We start from the raw sequence: 16,675 nt of genomic DNA, 5'->3' as shown, positions 1-16,675 counted from the left end.
GGCCGGGCACCTCGGCCTGGTCATCGGCACTGCCTGTGCCGGAGAGGGCTCACTGCGGTGCGGGATCGACGGCGGGTTCCGGTTCCGGCCGGGACCTGGCCGCGTCCCGCCGCGTGATCCACCGATGGATGCACGACAGCAGTTCGTCCGCGTCCACGGGCTTGGTGACGTAGTCCGAAGCCCCGGAGGCCAACGACTTCTCCCGGTCACCCTCCATGGCCTTGGCGGTCACCGCGATGATCGGCAAGTCGGCATGTCGCGGCATGTGCCGGATCGCCGTCGTCGTCGCGTAGCCGTCCATCTCCGGCATCATCACGTCCATCAGGACGACGTCGACGTCGTCGTTGGCCAGCAGCTGCTCGATGCCTCGACGGCCGTTGGCGGCATGCACCACCGTCATGCCGTAGAACTCGAGCATGCCCGCGATGGCCAGCACGTTGCGGAAGTCGTCGTCGACCAGCAGGATCTTGCGACCCTGCAGCACGCCGTAGTCGAGTGAGTCGTCGGGCCGTTCGTCCTTGCCGTCCGCCTCGTCGCCGGCCTTCTGCTGGGTCAGCAGCATCGGCAGCAGGTCGCCGGGGTCGCCCGCGGAGAAGTACAGCAGCATCCGGTTGCGCAGTTCCTCGTACGACGACAGCAGCTCCATCGGCTGGATGCGGGCGTAGCTGCGCAGCATGCGGTCCTGCGCCGCGGTGAGTTTGCCGGTGACCACCGCCAAAATCGGCAGCGAGCGCAGCGTCGGGTTCTCCGTCAGCGCCTTGACCACGTCGAGGGTCCGCTTGTTCGGCGCGATCTCCAGCACCGCGCAGCGATGGCGCCGTGCGGTCAGCGCGGTGATCGCCGCCCCCGCGTCGGCCACCGTGGTCAACCCGATGTCCCCTTGGCCCGCGGCCAGCTCGTTGGCCACCCCACGAGCCAGCGACAGCAACGGGCCCGGCTGCTCGTCCGACTGTTCGACCACCAGCACGCGACTGTGGTCGGGCTCGGCCGTCTCCTTGCCACGGCCGGTGTGCAACTGCTCGCCCGCCGGCGAACCCCCGTCCGCCGGGGCGGTCGCGGCGACGGGCAGCAGCAACGTGAACGTCGAGCCCTGGCCCAGCCTGCTCTTCGCGCGGATCTCCCCACCGAGCAGATAGGCGACCTCGCGGCTGATGGACAGCCCCAGCCCGGTGCCGCCGTACCGCCTGCTGGTGGTGCCGTCGGCCTGCTGGAACGCCCCGAAGATCGCCTCCAGGTTGGCTTCCGCGATGCCGATGCCGGTGTCCGACACCGAGAACGCGATCACCGGGCGGGGGGTCTCGGCCAGCGAGTCCGGATCGGCCATGCTGATCCGCAGGCTCACCATGCCCCGCTCGGTGAACTTCACCGCGTTGGACAGCAGGTTGCGCAACACCTGACGCAGCCGCTGCTCGTCGGTCACCAGCTGGTCCGGCACGTCGTCGTCCGCCACGACCTCGAAATCCAGCCCCTTCTCCGCGGTGAGCGGGGCGAACGTGGTGCGGACGTAGCTGAGCAGCTGCTCGAGCGGGAACGGCTCCGGGTGGATGTACATCTTGCCCGCTTCGACCTTGGACAGGTCCAGGATGTCGTTGATCAGCTGCAGCAGATCGCTGCCCGCGGAGTGGATGACGTTGGCGAACTCCACCTGCTTGGCGGTGAGGTTCTTGGTCGGGTTCTTGGCCAGCACGCCGGCCAGGATGAGCAGCGACGTCAACGGGGTGCGCAGCTCGTGCGACATGTTGGCGAGGAATTCCGACTTGTACTTCGAGGCCAGCGCGAGCTGGCGGGCCCGCTCCTCCAGCTCCTGCCTGGCCTGCTCGATCTCGAAATTCTTCATCTCGATGTCGCGGTTCTGCCTGGCCAGCAGGGCGGCCTTCTCCTCCAGCTCGGCGTTGGAGCGGCGTAGCTCGGCCTGCTGTTCCTGCAGTTCCTCGGAGCGGACGCGCAACTCGGCGGCCAGCCGCTGGGATTCCTCCAGCAGCGCGTCGGTACGGGCGTTGGCGATGATCGTGTTGACGATGACGCCGATCGACTCGCTCAGCTGCCGCAGGAACTCGACGTGCACGTCGGTGAAGCGGTTGAACGACGCCAGCTCCAGCACCCCGATGAGCTGGTCCTCGAACGTGATCGGCAGCACCACGACGTTGACCGGAGCGGCCTCGCCGAGGCTGGAGGAGATGGTCAGGAAGTCCTGCGGCGTCTGGTCGATGACCACGAGCCGGTTGCTCTGCGCGACCTGGCCGATCAGGGTCTGCCCGAGCTCGATCTGCCGGGGGCTGAGGTCGTCGTAGTACCGGCCGTAGCTGGCGATCAGCCGCAGCCGCCTGCCGTGGTCGGTGGTCTCGGCGAGGAAGAACGTGCCGTGCTGGGCGCCGACCAGCGGGGCCAGCTCGTCCATGATCAGCTCGCCGACGCTGCGCAGGTCGCGGTGGCCCTGCATGAGCCGGGAGATGCGGGCCAGGTTGGTGTTCAGCCACGCCTGCTCTTCGTTCGCCCTGGTGGTCTCGCGCAGCGACCGCACCATGGCGTTGATGTAGTTCTTCAGGTCGGCGACCTCGCCCTGCGCCTCGACGTCGATGGAGCGGGTCAGGTCGCCACGGGCGACCGCGCTGGCCACTTCGGCGATGGCCCGCACCTGCCTGGTGAGGTTGCCCGCCAGCTCGTTGACGTTCTCGGTGAGCCGCTTCCAGGTGCCCGCCAGGCCTTCGACCTGCGCCTGACCGCCCAGCATGCCCTCGGTGCCGACTTCGCGGGCGACCCTGGTGACCTCGGCGGCGAACGACGACAGCTGGTCGACCATCGTGTTGATGGTGGTCTTCAGCTCCAGCATCTCGCCGCGGGCGTCCACGTCGATCTTCTTGGTCAGGTCGCCCTGCGCCACCGCGGTGGTCACCTGGGCGATGTTGCGCACCTGACTGGTCAGCGACGAGGCCATCGAGTTGACGTTGTCCGACAGGTCCTTCCAGGTGCCCGCCACGTTCGGCACCCTGGCCTGCCCGCCGAGGATGCCCTCGGTGCCGACCTCGCGGGCCACTCTGGTCACCTCGGCGGCGAACGCCGAGATGGTGTCGACCATCGTGTTGATGGTCTGGGCCAGCGCGGCGACCTCGCCCTTGGCCTCCACGGTGATCTTCTGCGACATGTCGCCGCGGGCGACCGCGGATGCGACCTGGGCGATCGAGCGGACCTGCGACGTCAGGTTCGACGCCATGACGTTGACGTTGTCGGTGAGGTCCTTCCAGGTGCCGGAGACACCGCGCACGATCGCCTGCCCGCCGAGGTTGCCCTGCGTGCCGACGTCGCGGGCGACGCGGGTGACTTCGTCGGCGAACGCCGACAGCTGGTCGACCATCGTGTTGATGGTTTCCTTCAGCTCCAGGATTTCGCCGCGCGCGTCGACCCGGATCTTCTGGGTCAGGTCGCCCTTGGCCACCGCGGTGGTGACCTCGGCGATGGACCGCACCTGGTCGGTCAGGTTGGCCGCCATGACGTTCACCGACTCGGTGAGGTCCTTCCAGGTACCGGAGACGCCTTTGACGTCGGCCTGCCCGCCGAGCCGGCCCTCGGTGCCGACTTCGCGGGCGACGCGGGTGACTTCGTCGGCGAACGACGACAGCTGGTCGACCATCGTGTTGATGGTGTTCTTCAGCTCGAGGATCTCGCCGCGGGCGTCGACGGTGATCTTCTGGGTCAGGTCGCCCTTGGCCACCGCCGTGGTGACCTGGGCGATGTTGCGCACCTGGTCGGTGAGGTTGCCCGCCATGAAGTTGACCGAGGTGGTCAGGTCGCGCCAGGTGCCCGCCACACCGGGCACGGTCGCCTGGCCGCCCAGCCTGCCCTCGATGCCCACTTCCCGCGCCACCCTGGTGACCTCGGCGCCGAACGAGGAGAGCTGGTCGACCATCGTGTTGACGGTGTCCTTCAGCTCGAGCACTTCGCCCTTGACGTCCACGGTGATCTTCTGTGTCAGGTCGCCGTTGGCCACCGCGGTGGCCACCCGGGCGATGTCGCGCACCTGGTCGGTGAGGTTGCCCGCCATGGCGTTGACCGAGTCGGTGAGGTCCTTCCAGGTGCCGGAGACGCCGGGCACCTCGGCCTGGCCGCCGAGCTTGCCCTCGGTGCCCACCTCCCTGGCCACCCTGGTCACCTCGGAGGTGAAGCGGGTCAGCTGGTCCACCATGCCGTTGAACACGGTGCCCATCTCGTCCATCAGCGGGTCGTCCACGCGCGGCAGCCGGGTGGAGAAGTCGCCGTCGCGGACCGCGCGCAGCCCGTGCAGCAGTTGGTGCAAGCCCTCTTCGCGGGCTGTCGCCTCCGGGCAGAAGTCGTCGGTCATGCCGTCGTCGCCGGTGGCCTTGCCGGTGGTGCCGGTTACCGGCGCAGGTGGGCGTTGAGCAGGGGATCTGCGCGCCATCGGCCAAGCTCCTCGTGTCCTACCGCGTACGCCGACTCGCGCGACGGCGTCCGAATGGCTGAAGCTACGGCGTAAGGTGTGCGTCCGAATAGGGCACAAGGACACCTTTTGCCGCCGTAGGTCGATGCAGGATTCCCACTTGGCGGATCGGTTACGCTGAGTCCGGATTCATACAGACGTCTAAGGAGCTCGCCGATGACCGACACCAGGGTGCACGCGTTCGCCGACGATGCTCTTGGCGAGCACGACGCGGTGGCGCTGGCCGAGCTGATCCGCCGCCGGGAACTGAGCCCGGTCGAGGTCGCCGAGGCGGCCGTCGCGCGGGTGGAGAAGGTGAATCCGGCGCTCAACGCGGTGGAGTTCGCCGCGTTCGAGCAGGCCGTCGAGGCCGCGGCGAACCCCGCGCCCGGGCTGTTGTCCGGCGTGCCGTTCTTCGTCAAGGACAACACCGACGTGGCGGGCATGCCCACCGGAAACGGCACCGACGCGTACCGGCCGCGGCCGGCTGCGCGGCACGGGCGGGTTGCCAAGCAGCTGCTCAGCGCGGGGTTCACCGTACTCGGCAAGAGCACCCTGCCGGAGTTCGGGCTCAACGCCAGCACCGAGTACGCCCGCCGCGAGCCCACCCGCAACCCGTGGAACACCGAGTTCTCGGTGGGTGCGTCGTCCGGCGGCGCCGCGGCGCTGGTCGCCTCCGGGGCGGTGCCGATCGCCCACGCCAACGACGGCGGCGGGTCCATCCGGATTCCCGCCGCGGTCAACGGCCTTGTCGGGCTCAAGCCCACCCGGGGCAGGCACGTCGACGGCGAGCAGGCCAGGACGATGCCGCTGAACCTGGTGTCCGAAGGCGTGCTGACCAGGACCGTGCGGGACACCGCGGCGTTCTGGGCGGCCGCCGAGCAGTACTGGCGCAACCCGCGCTACCCGGCCCTGGGCATGGTCAGCGGGCCGGCGCAGCGGCGGCTGCACATCGGGCTGGTCACCCGCTCGATCACCGACGCCGAGGTCGACGCGCCCACCGCCGACGCGCTGCAGGACACCGTCGTGCTGCTGGAAAAGCTCGGCCACACCGTCGAGCCGGTCGAGCTGCCGCTGAGCACGCAGTTCGTCGAGGACTTCATCGTCTACTGGGGCTTCCTCGCGTTCACCATCAGCGCGTTCGGCCGCGTGATGGACCGGAGCTTCGACAGCAAGAAGCTGGACGGCTTCACGAAGGGACTGCGGCGCCGCTACCAGCGATCGTTGCACCGCTTCCCGCAGGCGTTGTACCGGCTGAACCAGATCAAGCACGAGTACGCGCGCATGTTCGAGCGCTATCACGTGATCATCTCGCCGGTGCTCGCGCACAGCACGCCCAAGCTGGGGTATCTCAGCCCGACCGTCCCGTTCGACGACCTGCTCGACCGGCTGACGAAATACGTGGCGTTCACGCCGCTGAACAACGTGGCAGGCGGTCCGGCCATGTCGCTGCCGCTCGGACAGACACCCGACGGGATGCCGGTTGGCGTGCACTTCGCCGCGACCCACGGGGACGAGCGGACGCTGCTGGAGCTGGCCTACGAGCTGGAGGCGGAGCGGCCGTTCCGGCGCATCCAGGACGCGGGCTGAGCGCACCGGCAGCGCGGTCGGTGCTGCCGCCCGCGTGCCGGGCTGGGCCGGAACGGGCAAACCTCACGAATCGACGACCGTGCGGGGACGGCTCGGCCGACCGGTCCTCAGCTGGTCTTGGCGGCTTCCGGCTCGCGCTCGTCCGCTGTGTCGTCCTTGGCGTCGACGGTGGTCTCGGCGGCCTTGTCGTCGGGCGCCTTGCCGTTGGCCGCCTTCCCGCCTGCCGTCTGCCGGCCGTCGGGCTCGGCCTCCGGGGCCTTCTCGGCCGAGTCCTTCTCGGCGACGGTCTTCCCGTCGGCGGCCTGCTCGCCGCCCGCCTTGCCGTCCGCGTCCTTCTCCTGGGCCGGCGCCGGCTTGGCCCCGTTCGCCTGCGGTTCCGGGACAGTCGGCACGGCATCCTCGGCCCGCGGCACCGGCTGCAGTTCCTCGGCGGTCGGCTTCAGCGTCTCCTCCGCCGACGCCAGGTACTGGTTCGCGGCCGCCATCCGGCTGTGCGCGGCCTTGCTGATCGCCAGCAGCCGGTCGACCACCCGGCTGGCCTCGTCGGTGCGGCGCTGCGCCTCCGCATTGGCTTCCGCGACGATGCGCCGCGCCTCCGCCTGCGCCTCCGCCATCCGACGCTCGGCCTGCTGCTTGGCGGCCGTGCGCTGATCGGCCAGGTGCTTCTCCAGCTCCTTGCGCTTGGCCGCCATCGTCGCGTCGAACTCCTGCTCGATGGCCCTGCGCTTGCGCTCCGCCTCCGCGTCCAGCGCCTCCCGGCGGCGGACCGAATCCACCACCAGCTCCTGCACCTCCGCCCTGGTCTCCTCCAGCGCCGCCCGGTGCTCGGCGTGCAGCTGCTCGGCGTACTCGTCCAGCTCCTTGAGCAGCTTGCGGTACCGCTCCCGCAGCGCGATCGACGCCTGGGCGGTGGCCTTCCAGTTCTCCTCCGCGGCGGTCTGCGCCCTGGTGGTGATCTCCTCCGCCCGCAGGTGCGCCAGCTTGCCCACCCGCTGCATCCGCTCGTCCAGGTCCGCCAGGTTCTTCGGCGGCTGTTTCAGCTCCTCGACCCGCTCCTTCAGCTTCGCGTTCTCCTTGCGCAGCACCTCCAGCTGCTTGGCCATGGAGCCCAGCTGCGCGGTCAGCTTGTCCCGCTCCGCCATCAGCTGGCGCATGTCTTCCTCGACACGGGCCAGGTGCGTGCGCACCTCGGTGCGGTCGTAGCCGTTCCAGTGCGTGGAGAACTCCCGCTGGACGGGCACGGGGACGTGGTGGACAGGCGGTGGCGGAGTCGGTGAAGTCAAGGATCCTCCTTCATCGGCCACGGCTCGCGGGGAACGCCGCTGACCACTCCGAAGGTACTCTCGCACGGCCCGATGTCACCGGTGGAGCGGGCATCGGCCTGTCGGGCTGCCCGAACGGGTGACGCGGTTACCCACAGTGACGATCATGGTCACCAGTGGAAGCCCCTGGTGAGCCGCACCAGCGCGCTGGCCGCCCTGCCGAGGTGCCGCTCGCCCTTGCCGATCTTCAGCTTGCCGTCGCCGCCGGCCGCCGCGGAGTCCGGGAAGACGCGGAAGGCCTGGTAGGCGACCGCGTCGGTGAGCCCCGGCGTGACGTTGTACGCGGCGTTGATCAGCTGTCCGGTCGGCGTGCCGATGTGCTTGGGCCGGTTGATCAACGCGTCCATGACCATGTCCGCCGCCTCGTCCGGCGACTTGGTGGGGAACGCGTCGTAGATCTTGGTCGGCCGGATCATCGGCGTGCGCACCAGCGGCATGTGGATCGTGGTGAACGTGATGCCGTCGCCGTGCATCTCCACGGCGGCGATCTTGGAGAAGTAGTCCAGTGCAGCCTTGGACGCCACGTAGGCGGAGAACCGGGGCGCGATGCCCTGCACGCCGATGGACGAGATGTTGACGATGTGCCCGAACTTGCGCTGCGTCATGTGCGGCAGCACGGCGAGGATCAGCCGCACGGCGGCGAAGTAGTTGATCGCCATCGCCCGCTCGTAGTCGTGCATCCGGTCGTACGACAGCCGGATCGACCGGCGGATGGAGCGGCCGGCGTTGTTGACCAGCATGTCGATGTGGCCGTGCTCGTCGAGCATCTGCTCGACCATCTTGTGCACCGCCTCGTGGTCGGTCAGGTCGCACGGGTAGATCGCCGCTTTGCCGCCCGCGTCCAGGATCTCCTTGCGCACCTGCTCCAGCTCCGCCTGGCGGCGCGCCACCAGCAGCGGAACCCCTCCGGCCGCGGCGACCTTCAACGCGGTGGCGCGGCCGATGCCGGACGACGCACCGGTGATGATCACGTGCCTGCCGTCCAGCTTGCCGCGCGGCCCACGGTGCCTGCGCGCCCGGAACGGGTCGAGGTGCTCGGTCCAGTAGGCCCACAGCGTGGCCGCGTAGTCCTCCAGCCGGGGCAGATCGATCCCGGTGCCTGCCAGCTCCTTGCGGGTGGCGGCGGAGGAGAACACCGACGGGAAGTTCATGTTGTCCAGCAGCACCGCCGGGATGCCCAGGCGCTCCAGCAGCGCGTCCCTGGCGATGGTCACCCCGGGCAGGTGCTCGGTGAACTTCACCACGTCGACCAGGGTGCGGCCGAGCTTGCCGCCGATGGTGGTCGCCACGGTCGGGGCGCCCGCCGCCCTGGCGAACGCATTGAACACCGCCAGCACCGGCTGCGGTTCCGGGTTGACCAGGTGGAACGTGCGGTAGTCCAGGCCGGGACGCTTCACCAGCTCGTGCAGCGCCTGGGCCACGTAGTCCACCGGGACGATGTTGGTGTCCCCCAGATCCGGGGCGACGAACGGCACGGCGGGCAGCGTCGCCAGCTTCTGGATGGCCGGGAACAGGTAGTACGGCCCGTCGATCTTGTCCATCTCGCCGGTGCGCGAGTTGCCCACCACGATCGACGGCCGGTACACCCGCCACGGCACGTCGTGCTGGTCCCGCACCAGCTTCTCGGACTCGAACTTGGTGCGGTGGTACGGCGTCGGGAACCGCTGCCCCTGGTCGAACATGTCCTCGGTGAAGGTGCCTGCGAAGTCACCCGCCACCGCCACCGACGACACCTGGTGCAGGCAGCCTGCCCGGATCTCGGCGGCCAGGGCGATGGTGTTGGCGGTTCCGGCGATGTTGATCCGCTCGTTGGCCTCGTCGTCCGCTTCGATGTCGTACAGCGCGGCCAGGTGAACCAGATGGTCGACGCGGCCGCGCAACTGCTGCACCACGTCCTCGGACAGCCCCAGGCGTTCCTCGCTGACGTCGCCGATCACCGGCGTGAGCTTGTCGCGATTCGGCCAGTCGCGGGCCATTCTGTCCAGTTTGTCCCGTGAGCCGGGCCGCACGGTGACCCACACCCGTTCGGTCTCCGGGTCGGCCAGGACTTCCCTCATGAAATGGCGCCCGATCAGCCCGGTCGCCCCGGTCACCAGGTAGTTGGTCATGACGTGCATTCTCGTGCCGTCGTTGCCGATTGTCGACTCACGGTCACGGTCCGGTCGCGGATCTCGCTGTCGTGCGTGCAGCACAAGTAGGGTGAAGATCGTCGAGTGTCCGTGGAACTGGTGCGCCACACCGGACGTTGACCAGGTGCAGGCGCCGGGAAAGACCTTCCAGTGACCTCCCGAGGAGGACGTAGTGCATCAAAGTGGCAACCCCGCATTCCGCAGGCTGCCGAGCGGTGTGATCGACGGCGGGCCTTATGCGGGTTTCGGTGGCACGCAGACCGGGGTGCCGCACTACCCCGGAGCGACGGAGGCCATCGAGCGGCCTATGACCGTCGACGACGTGGTGACGAAGACGGCTGCGAGCGTCGGCGTGGCCATCCTCACCGGTATCTTCGCCGCGGTGTGGGCGCACGGTCAGCTGGCCGCCGGTGCCCAGCTGTCGGTGTTCATCGTGACCGCCCTGGCCGCGGTGGCCGGGTTCGTGCTGGCGATCGCGATTTCGTTCACGGTGAAGGCCAGCGCGGGGCTGACCCTGGGCTACTCGGCCGTCGAGGGCGTGTTCCTGGGTGCGATGACCGGCACGCTCGAGGCGCTCCTGCCGCCGGCCGCCAGCGGGGTCGGGCTGCAGGCGGTCATGGGCACCGCGGTGGTGTTCGTCGTGATGCTGTTCGTCTATCGCAGCGGCGCGGTCAAGGTCACGCCGCGGATGCGCAAGTGGGTCACCGGTGCGCTGCTCGGGGCCATGGGCCTGGTTCTCGTCGACTTGCTGCTCGGCCTGTTCGACGCCGAGCTGGGCGTGCGCGGGACCGGCACCCTCGGCGTGCTGGTCGGCCTGGCCTTCGTCGCGCTCGGCGCGTTCCTGTTGCTGCTGGACTTCGACATGGCCGACAACATGATCCGCGCGGGCATGCCGGCCAAGTACGCCTGGTACGCCGCGTTCGGCCTGATGACCGCGCTGGTCTGGCTGTACTTCGAGATCGTGCGGCTGCTGGCCATCTTCAACTCCGAGTGACCGGCTGCCGGTGAGCGAGCTGCCGAAGCGGGGCGTCTGGTGTCAGGCGCCCCGCTTTCGTGTGCCGGGACCTACGACAGTCGTTCGATGATCATGGCCATGCCCTGGCCGCCGCCGACGCACATGGTCTCCAGGCCGACCTGCTTGTCGTGGTGCTGCAGCGAGTTGATCAGCGTCGAGGTGATCCGGGCGCCGGTCATGCCGAACGGGTGGCCGACCGCGATCGCACCACCGTTGACGTTGAGCTTGTCGATGTCGATGCCCAGCTCCCGGTAGCAGGGGATGACCTGGGCGGCGAACGCCTCGTTGATCTCCACCAGGTCGACGTCGTCGATGGTCATGCCCGCCCGGTCGAGCGCCTGCCGGGTCGCCTCCACCGGGCCGAGCCCCATGATCTCCGGCGACAGCGCGCTGACGCCGGTGGAGACGATCCGGGCCAGCGGGGTGATGCCGAGGTCGCGGGCCTTGGTGTCGGACATGACGATCACCGCCGCGGCGCCGTCGTTGAGCGGGCAGCAGTTGCCCGCGGTCACCCGGCCGTCCGGCCGGAACACCGGCTTCAGCGCGGCGACGCCCTCCATCGTCACGCCGGGGCGGGGGCTGTCGTCCTTGGTCACCTGGGTGCCGTCCGGCAGCGTCACCGGCGTGATGTCCTTGGCCCAGAAGCCGTCGGCGATCGCCTTCTCCGCCAGGTTCTGCGAGCGGACTCCGAACTCGTCCATCTCCTCCCGGCTGATGTCCTTGAGCAGGGCGACGTTCTCCGCCGTCTGCCCCATCGGGATGTAGATGTCCGGGACCTGGTCGAACTCGCGCGGATCGGTCCAGCCGTCGGCCCCTTCGGCGGCCGCCTTGGCGGTACGCGCTTCCGCCTCGGCGAACAACGGGTTGTGGGTGCCGGGCAGCGAGTCGGAGTTGCCCTTGGCGTAGCGGGACACCGTCTCCACACCCGCGGAGATGAACACGTCGCCCTCGCCGGCCCGGATGGCGTGCATGGCCATGCGCGTGGTCTGCAGGGACGACGCGCAGTAGCGGGTGACCGTGGTGCCGGGCAAGTGGTCGTAGCCCAACGCGACGGCCACCACCCTGGCCATGTTGAATCCCTGCTCACCGCCCGGCAGGCCGCAGCCGAGCATCAGGTCGTCGATGTCGGCCGGGTCGAGCTGCGGCACCTTGGCCAGCGCGGCCCGCACCATCTGCACGGTGAGATCGTCGGGGCGCATGTCCACCAACGATCCTTTGCTCGCGCGCCCGATCGGCGAGCGGGCGGTGGCGACGATGACGGCTTCGGGCATGGCGGGCTCCTCGGACCGGTGAGACGGCTGTGGCTCGTGCCCGGTTCGTGCCGTGGCCCGGTGCCCTCGGCACACGGCCTTGGCCGGCCACGGCACGAACCAGTCCCCTTATCGTGCCCGCCTGCCCGCAGCAGGGCCAGGCCGATCGATCAGTTGATCGGTGTGATGCGGCCCTCACCGCCCTCGGGGTAGTCCTCGGCGGTCACCTTCCCGGACAGGCCGTCGGTCAGGTACTGCTCGAGCGCGCCCTGGTAGGTGATGCCGACCGGGGTGAACGGCAGGCCGCCGAACGGGTAGTCGTCGCCACCGCGGGCGGAGAAGTCGTTGGTCGCGATGGTGACCGGCGGACCGTCCACCACCTGGCCGTTCTCGACGATCACCGTGCCGTCGTCCAGCACGACCTCCTGCACCCGCTCGCCGGGTGTCACGATGGTTCCGCCGCTGCCCGGCTCCACCACCTGCGCCTGCTTCGAGGTGTCGTAGGTGAACCGCAGGCCGCCGACCTGCATGAACGCGCCGGATGCGTCGGGCGCGGCGGCGACTCCGCGCTCCAGCAGCTGCTTCAGCGTTTCCCGCGGCACGTCGGGCACCACGGCCACGAAGTTGGCGAACGGCGCGATCTCGTAGGTGTTCAGAGCGGTCACCGGGCCGGTCGGGATGACCGAGTCGTTGCGGATGCCGCCGCCGTTCTGGATCGACACCTGCGGCTCGGGAACCCCGTACTCGGCCGCCTGCTGCTTGCCCGCCCACAGCAGGGCGTCGGCCATCAGGTTGCCCAGGTTGGTCTCCTTGGACCGGACGTTGTTGCGCACGCCGTCCAGCGCCACCGCGCTGTCCGCGACGACCTTGTCCGCCAGGCCCTCGATGTAGTCGGCGACGGGCTTCTCCACCTGCTCGCGCACCTTGCGGTCACCCTTGATGGCGTCCGGTCCGACACCGGACACCCGCACCGGCTGGGTCTGCTCCTCGTCGATGCCGATCACAGTGCCGTTGCGGTCGAAGTTCAGCACCAGGCGGCCCAGGTACTTGTAGTCGCCGGTGGTGGTGACCACCGGGACCTTCTTGCCCTGGGCGTCGGTCGCCCACAGCGGGAAGCCGCGCTCGGCCTGGTCGCCGGGGATCAGCCGGTCGCCTTCGTCGGCGAGGATCTCACCCCCGCCCGCGCCGATCACCGCGTCCACGCCGCGCAGCTTCGGCACCAGGGCCAGCTCGTTGTCGATGTCCTGCAGGTGGCTGACCAGCAGGATCTTGTTCACGCCCTTGGCCTCGAGGTAGCCGGCGTGCCAGTTGGCGATCCCGGCGAGGTCCGGGTCGACCTTGACGTTGCGCGGGCTGGACACCGATGGCAGTTCCGGCGTGGTCAGGCCGATCACGCCGACCCGCTCGCCGCGGATCTTCACCACGTGGGTGGCCACGATCGTGCCGCGGTCGGCGTGCGACTGCAGCGCCGGCTCCCCGCTGACGTCGAGGTTCGCGCTCACGAACGGCACGGTTCCGCGGAAGCCGTCGATGAACTGCGCGGTCACCTCGGGGCCGAAGTCGAACTCGTGGTTACCGATGATCGACAGGTCGTAGCCCATCGCCTTGTGCGCCAGCGAGTCGTAGAACGGCACGCCCTTGTCCAGGCTGGCGGCGAACTCCGGCCCGGCAAGGAAGTTGTCCCCGCCGGACAGGGTGAGCACGCCGCGCTTGGCCGCCTGGCCCGCGGGCGGCTTGCCCCGGGTGGCTTCCGCGCGCAGCTTCTTCGCCAACGCCACCATGCGGGAGGCGCTGCCGTAGGGCCTCGGCCCGTCGTCGACGATCGGCCCTTCGTCCGTGCTGCCGTCCCCGTCCACGCCGAGCAACGCCGACTCGGCGTCGTTGGTGAACAGCACGTGCAGGGTGAACGCGGGTTTCTGCGGTGCGGCGACGGCGCTCGCGCTGCCGGTCACGCCTGCGCTGACAACGAGGGCCGCGGCCGCCGCAGCGGCGGTCAGCCTGCTCCGGCGAGAAGATCGTGCGGACATGATCACCCCTTGGTCGTCCGGTGGAACGACGGGAAGCTAAGCACTTTCGGGCGATACGGACAACGGTTGCCAGCCGGATGGCCGGACGTGTCGCCGGTCACGTCGTTCGTCGTGGCCTGATCGACGCACCGGTACCGGTGGCAAGCTGCCCGGTCACCGCGGTCGGCATAGGCTTAGGTGCCGTCCGGGCCGTCGGCAGTGGCAGCTTCGCGTCGGCATTCACGTCAGGAAGAGGACCCGTGGACTACGTCGAGCACGTCATCGACCTCGTCGGCAACACGCCGCTGGTCAAACTCAACGCCGTCACCGCGCACATCGACAACGGGCCGCTGGTGCTGGCCAAGGTCGAGTACTTCAACCCGGGCGGCAGCGTGAAGGACCGCATCGCGCTGCGCATGGTCGAGGCCGCCGAGGAATCCGGCGAGCTGCGGCCGGGCGGCACCATCGTGGAGCCGACGTCCGGCAACACCGGCGTCGGGCTGGCCCTCGTCGCCCAGCGCAAGGGCTACAACTGTGTGTTCGTCTGCCCGGACAAGGTGTCCGAGGACAAGCGGAACGTCCTCAAGGCGTACGGCGCCAAGGTGGTCGTGTGCCCGACGGCGGTGCCGCCGGAGCACCCGGACTCGTACTACAGCGTCTCCGACCGCCTGGTGCGGGAGATCGAGGGGGCGTGGAAACCCGACCAGTACTCCAACCCGAACAACCCGCGCAGCCACTACGAGACCACGGGCCCGGAACTGTGGCGGCAGACCGAAGGCAAGATCACGCACTTCGTGGCGGGCGTGGGCACCGGCGGGACCATCTCCGGGACCGGCAAGTACCTCAAGGAGGTCTCCGACGGCGCAGTGCGGGTCGTCGGCGCCGATCCGGAGGGCTCGGTGTACTCCGGTGGCACCGGCCGCCCGTACCTGGTGGAAGGGGTCGGCGAGGACTTCTGGCCGGACGCCTACGACCGGACCGTTCCGGACGAGATCATCGCGGTCTCCGATGCGGAGTCGTTCGCCATGACGCGCCGGCTGGCGCGGGAAGAGGGGCTGCTGGTCGGCGGCTCGTGCGGCATGGCGACGGCCGCAGCGGTGCGGTTGGCGGAACGGCTGGCCGCCGAGGGCCGCAACGACGCGGTGATCGTGGTGCTGCTGCCGGACGGCGGCCGCGGCTACCTGACCAAGGTGTTCTCCGACTCCTGGATGGCCAGGCACGGGTTCCTGCCGCCGGAGTCCAGCCATGCCACGGTCGGTGACGTGCTGCGCCGCAAGGACGGGTCGCTGCCCGACCTGGTGCACACCCATCCGAACGAGACGGTGGCCGAGGCAGTGCAGATCATGCGCGAGTACGGCGTCAGCCAGATGCCGGTGGTCTCGGCCGAACCCCCGGTGATGGCCGCCGAGGTGGTCGGTGCGGTCAACGAGCGGGAGCTGCTGCAGGCGCTGTTCGCCGGCAAGGCGGAGCTGTCCGACCGGCTGGACCGGCACATGTCGGCTCCGCTGCCGACGATCGGCGCAGGCGAGCCGGTCCAGGCGGCGATGACCGCGCTGGCGGACGCCGACGGGGCACTCGTGCTGGAGGACGGTCGCCCGGTCGGGGTCATCACGCGGCACGACATGCTCGCGTTCTTCGCTTCCGAGCAGCGCTGAGGGCCGGCACCCCGGGGGGCCTTTCCAGCGGACGGCACGATGATCCGATAGCGTGTGGCGCAGCGAAGGACAACAACTGACTGACCAACGACGTTGGTGCTTTTCACCCGTCGTTTCTCATAAGGGGATTGAGCCCACATGAGTGCTCCCGAGCCACCGAATCCGCAACAGGAGAACCAGGGGGGTCCGCCGAGCGGCCCTGAGCCGCAGGCGGAGCAGCAGAACGCGCCGTTCGGTGACGCGCCAGAGCCCACCGAGGTGGTGCAGCCCGGTCAGACGCCGGACGAGCCGGCAGGCGCGGGCGACGCCACGCAGATGGTGAAGCCGCCGTCGCCACCGGGCGGGCAGGACCAGAGCAGCGAGGCCACGCAGATGGTCTCGCCCGGCACGCAGCCCCCGTCGATCCCGTACACCCCGCCGCCGAGCGCGCAGGACAACCCGGGCGGGCAGCAGAACCCGCAGCAGGGCCAGCAGGGCGGTTTCAGCCAGCAGCCGCCGCAGCAGGGCGGCTTCGGCCAGCCGCCGCAGCAGGGTGGTTTCGGCCAGCCGCCGCAGGGCTACGGCCAGCCGCCGCAGAGTTTCCCGCAGCAGGGCTACGGCCAGCCGCCGCAGGGTTTCCCGCAGCAGGGCTACGGCCAGCCCATGGGGCAGCCGGGTTACGGCGGCCCTGGTGGCCCGGGCGGTTTCGGCGCCTGGCCCGGGCAGAACAATGCGATGTTCGCCTGGATCGCCGGCGCCGTGATCGGCGCCCTGGGCTTGACCGTCCTCATTTTGATGATCACGATGATGGCCGACCTCGGCAGCATCGGCGATCAAGACATCGAGGCGTGCAAGCAGTTGGCCCAACTCAAGGGGGAGAGCCCGGACGAGTGCAGCACGACCGAGGCGTGGATCTACACCGTCCTGATGACGGTCGGCGCTGCCCTCGCGGTGGCCGGTGGCGTGCTCGTGGCGCTGCGCAAATCGGCCAAGCTGGGCGTGATCCTCGCGGTGTCCGGTGGAGCGGTCGCCGCCATCGCCGCCCTGATCTACTTGATCTCGCTTCCCGAGACCACTCGGGCCACGCTGACCTTGATTTTCGGCCTGCTGATCGCCGCGTACTCGGCCCTCGGCTTCTTCCCGGGGACGAAGCAGTTCGTGGGCCTGCCGCCGGACGGGCCTGGCGGTTTCGGCGGTCCCGGTGGCTTCGGCGCCCCCGGCGGCTACGGTGGCCCGGGCGGCTTCGGCCCGCCGCAGCCGGGTGGCTTCGGCCAGCAGCAGGGTTACGGCCAGCAGC

General features: G+C 69.6%; 9 protein-coding genes. 4 read left to right on the top strand and 5 right to left on the bottom strand.

The genetic code is table 11. The annotated features are described in order from the left end of the window. Positions 1-49: 49 nt before the first annotated feature. A complete protein-coding gene (locus CXP56_RS02705; protein ID WP_286899716.1) occupies positions 50-4,336 on the bottom strand; it encodes a HAMP domain-containing hybrid sensor histidine kinase/response regulator in 4,287 nt (1,428 codons plus the stop codon). A gap of 273 nt (positions 4,337-4,609) precedes the next feature. Between CXP56_RS02705 and CXP56_RS02700 the strand changes: the two genes are divergently transcribed. Further along, positions 4,610-6,022 carry an amidase gene (locus tag CXP56_RS02700; RefSeq protein ID WP_286899650.1) on the top strand — a complete coding sequence of 471 codons (1,413 nt, stop codon included), beginning with the start codon at positions 4,610-4,612 and terminating at the stop codon, positions 6,020-6,022. 107 nt (positions 6,023-6,129) lie between these two features. Here the strand turns inward: CXP56_RS02700 and CXP56_RS02695 are convergent, their stop codons facing one another. Further along, positions 6,130-7,305: a DivIVA domain-containing protein gene (locus tag CXP56_RS02695; protein ID WP_286899627.1), complete on the bottom strand. Its 1,176-nt coding sequence runs from the start codon at positions 7,303-7,305 to the stop codon at positions 6,130-6,132. A 149-nt stretch (positions 7,306-7,454) separates the two neighbouring features. Beyond that, on the bottom strand, positions 7,455-9,452 hold the full coding sequence (locus CXP56_RS02690) for an SDR family oxidoreductase (protein WP_286899624.1): 1,998 nt from the start codon (positions 9,450-9,452) through the stop codon (positions 7,455-7,457). A 193-nt stretch (positions 9,453-9,645) separates the two neighbouring features. Here CXP56_RS02690 and CXP56_RS02685 point away from each other — a divergent pair, with 193 nt between their 5' ends. Continuing rightward, entirely contained in the window at positions 9,646-10,467 is an 822-nt protein-coding gene (locus CXP56_RS02685; protein ID WP_028847617.1) for a Bax inhibitor-1/YccA family protein, read from the top strand. A 71-nt stretch (positions 10,468-10,538) separates the two neighbouring features. On the opposite strand, the gene CXP56_RS02680 is transcribed toward CXP56_RS02685, so the two are convergent. Next, positions 10,539-11,759: an acetyl-CoA C-acetyltransferase gene (locus CXP56_RS02680; protein ID WP_286899619.1), complete on the bottom strand. Its 1,221-nt coding sequence runs from the start codon at positions 11,757-11,759 to the stop codon at positions 10,539-10,541. Positions 11,760-11,908: 149 nt separating this feature from the next. After that, positions 11,909-13,765: a bifunctional metallophosphatase/5'-nucleotidase gene (locus tag CXP56_RS02675; protein WP_028847619.1), complete on the bottom strand. Its 1,857-nt coding sequence runs from the start codon at positions 13,763-13,765 to the stop codon at positions 11,909-11,911. Positions 13,766-14,004: 239 nt separating this feature from the next. Here CXP56_RS02675 and CXP56_RS02670 point away from each other — a divergent pair, with 239 nt between their 5' ends. Continuing rightward, positions 14,005-15,399, top strand: coding sequence for a cystathionine beta-synthase (locus tag CXP56_RS02670; RefSeq protein WP_286899617.1), 1,395 nt, complete (start codon positions 14,005-14,007; stop codon positions 15,397-15,399). Positions 15,400-15,537: 138 nt separating this feature from the next. Continuing rightward, a partial coding sequence (locus CXP56_RS02665; RefSeq protein ID WP_286899615.1) for an ABC transporter permease occupies positions 15,538-16,675 on the top strand: 1,138 nt, incomplete at its 3' end.

Source organism: Thermocrispum sp., assembly GCF_002919275.1.
Taxonomy (GTDB): domain Bacteria; phylum Actinomycetota; class Actinomycetes; order Mycobacteriales; family Pseudonocardiaceae; genus Thermocrispum; species Thermocrispum agreste.
Note: the sequence above shows the minus strand (reverse complement) of the source record. Positions and strands in the feature narration are given on the sequence as shown.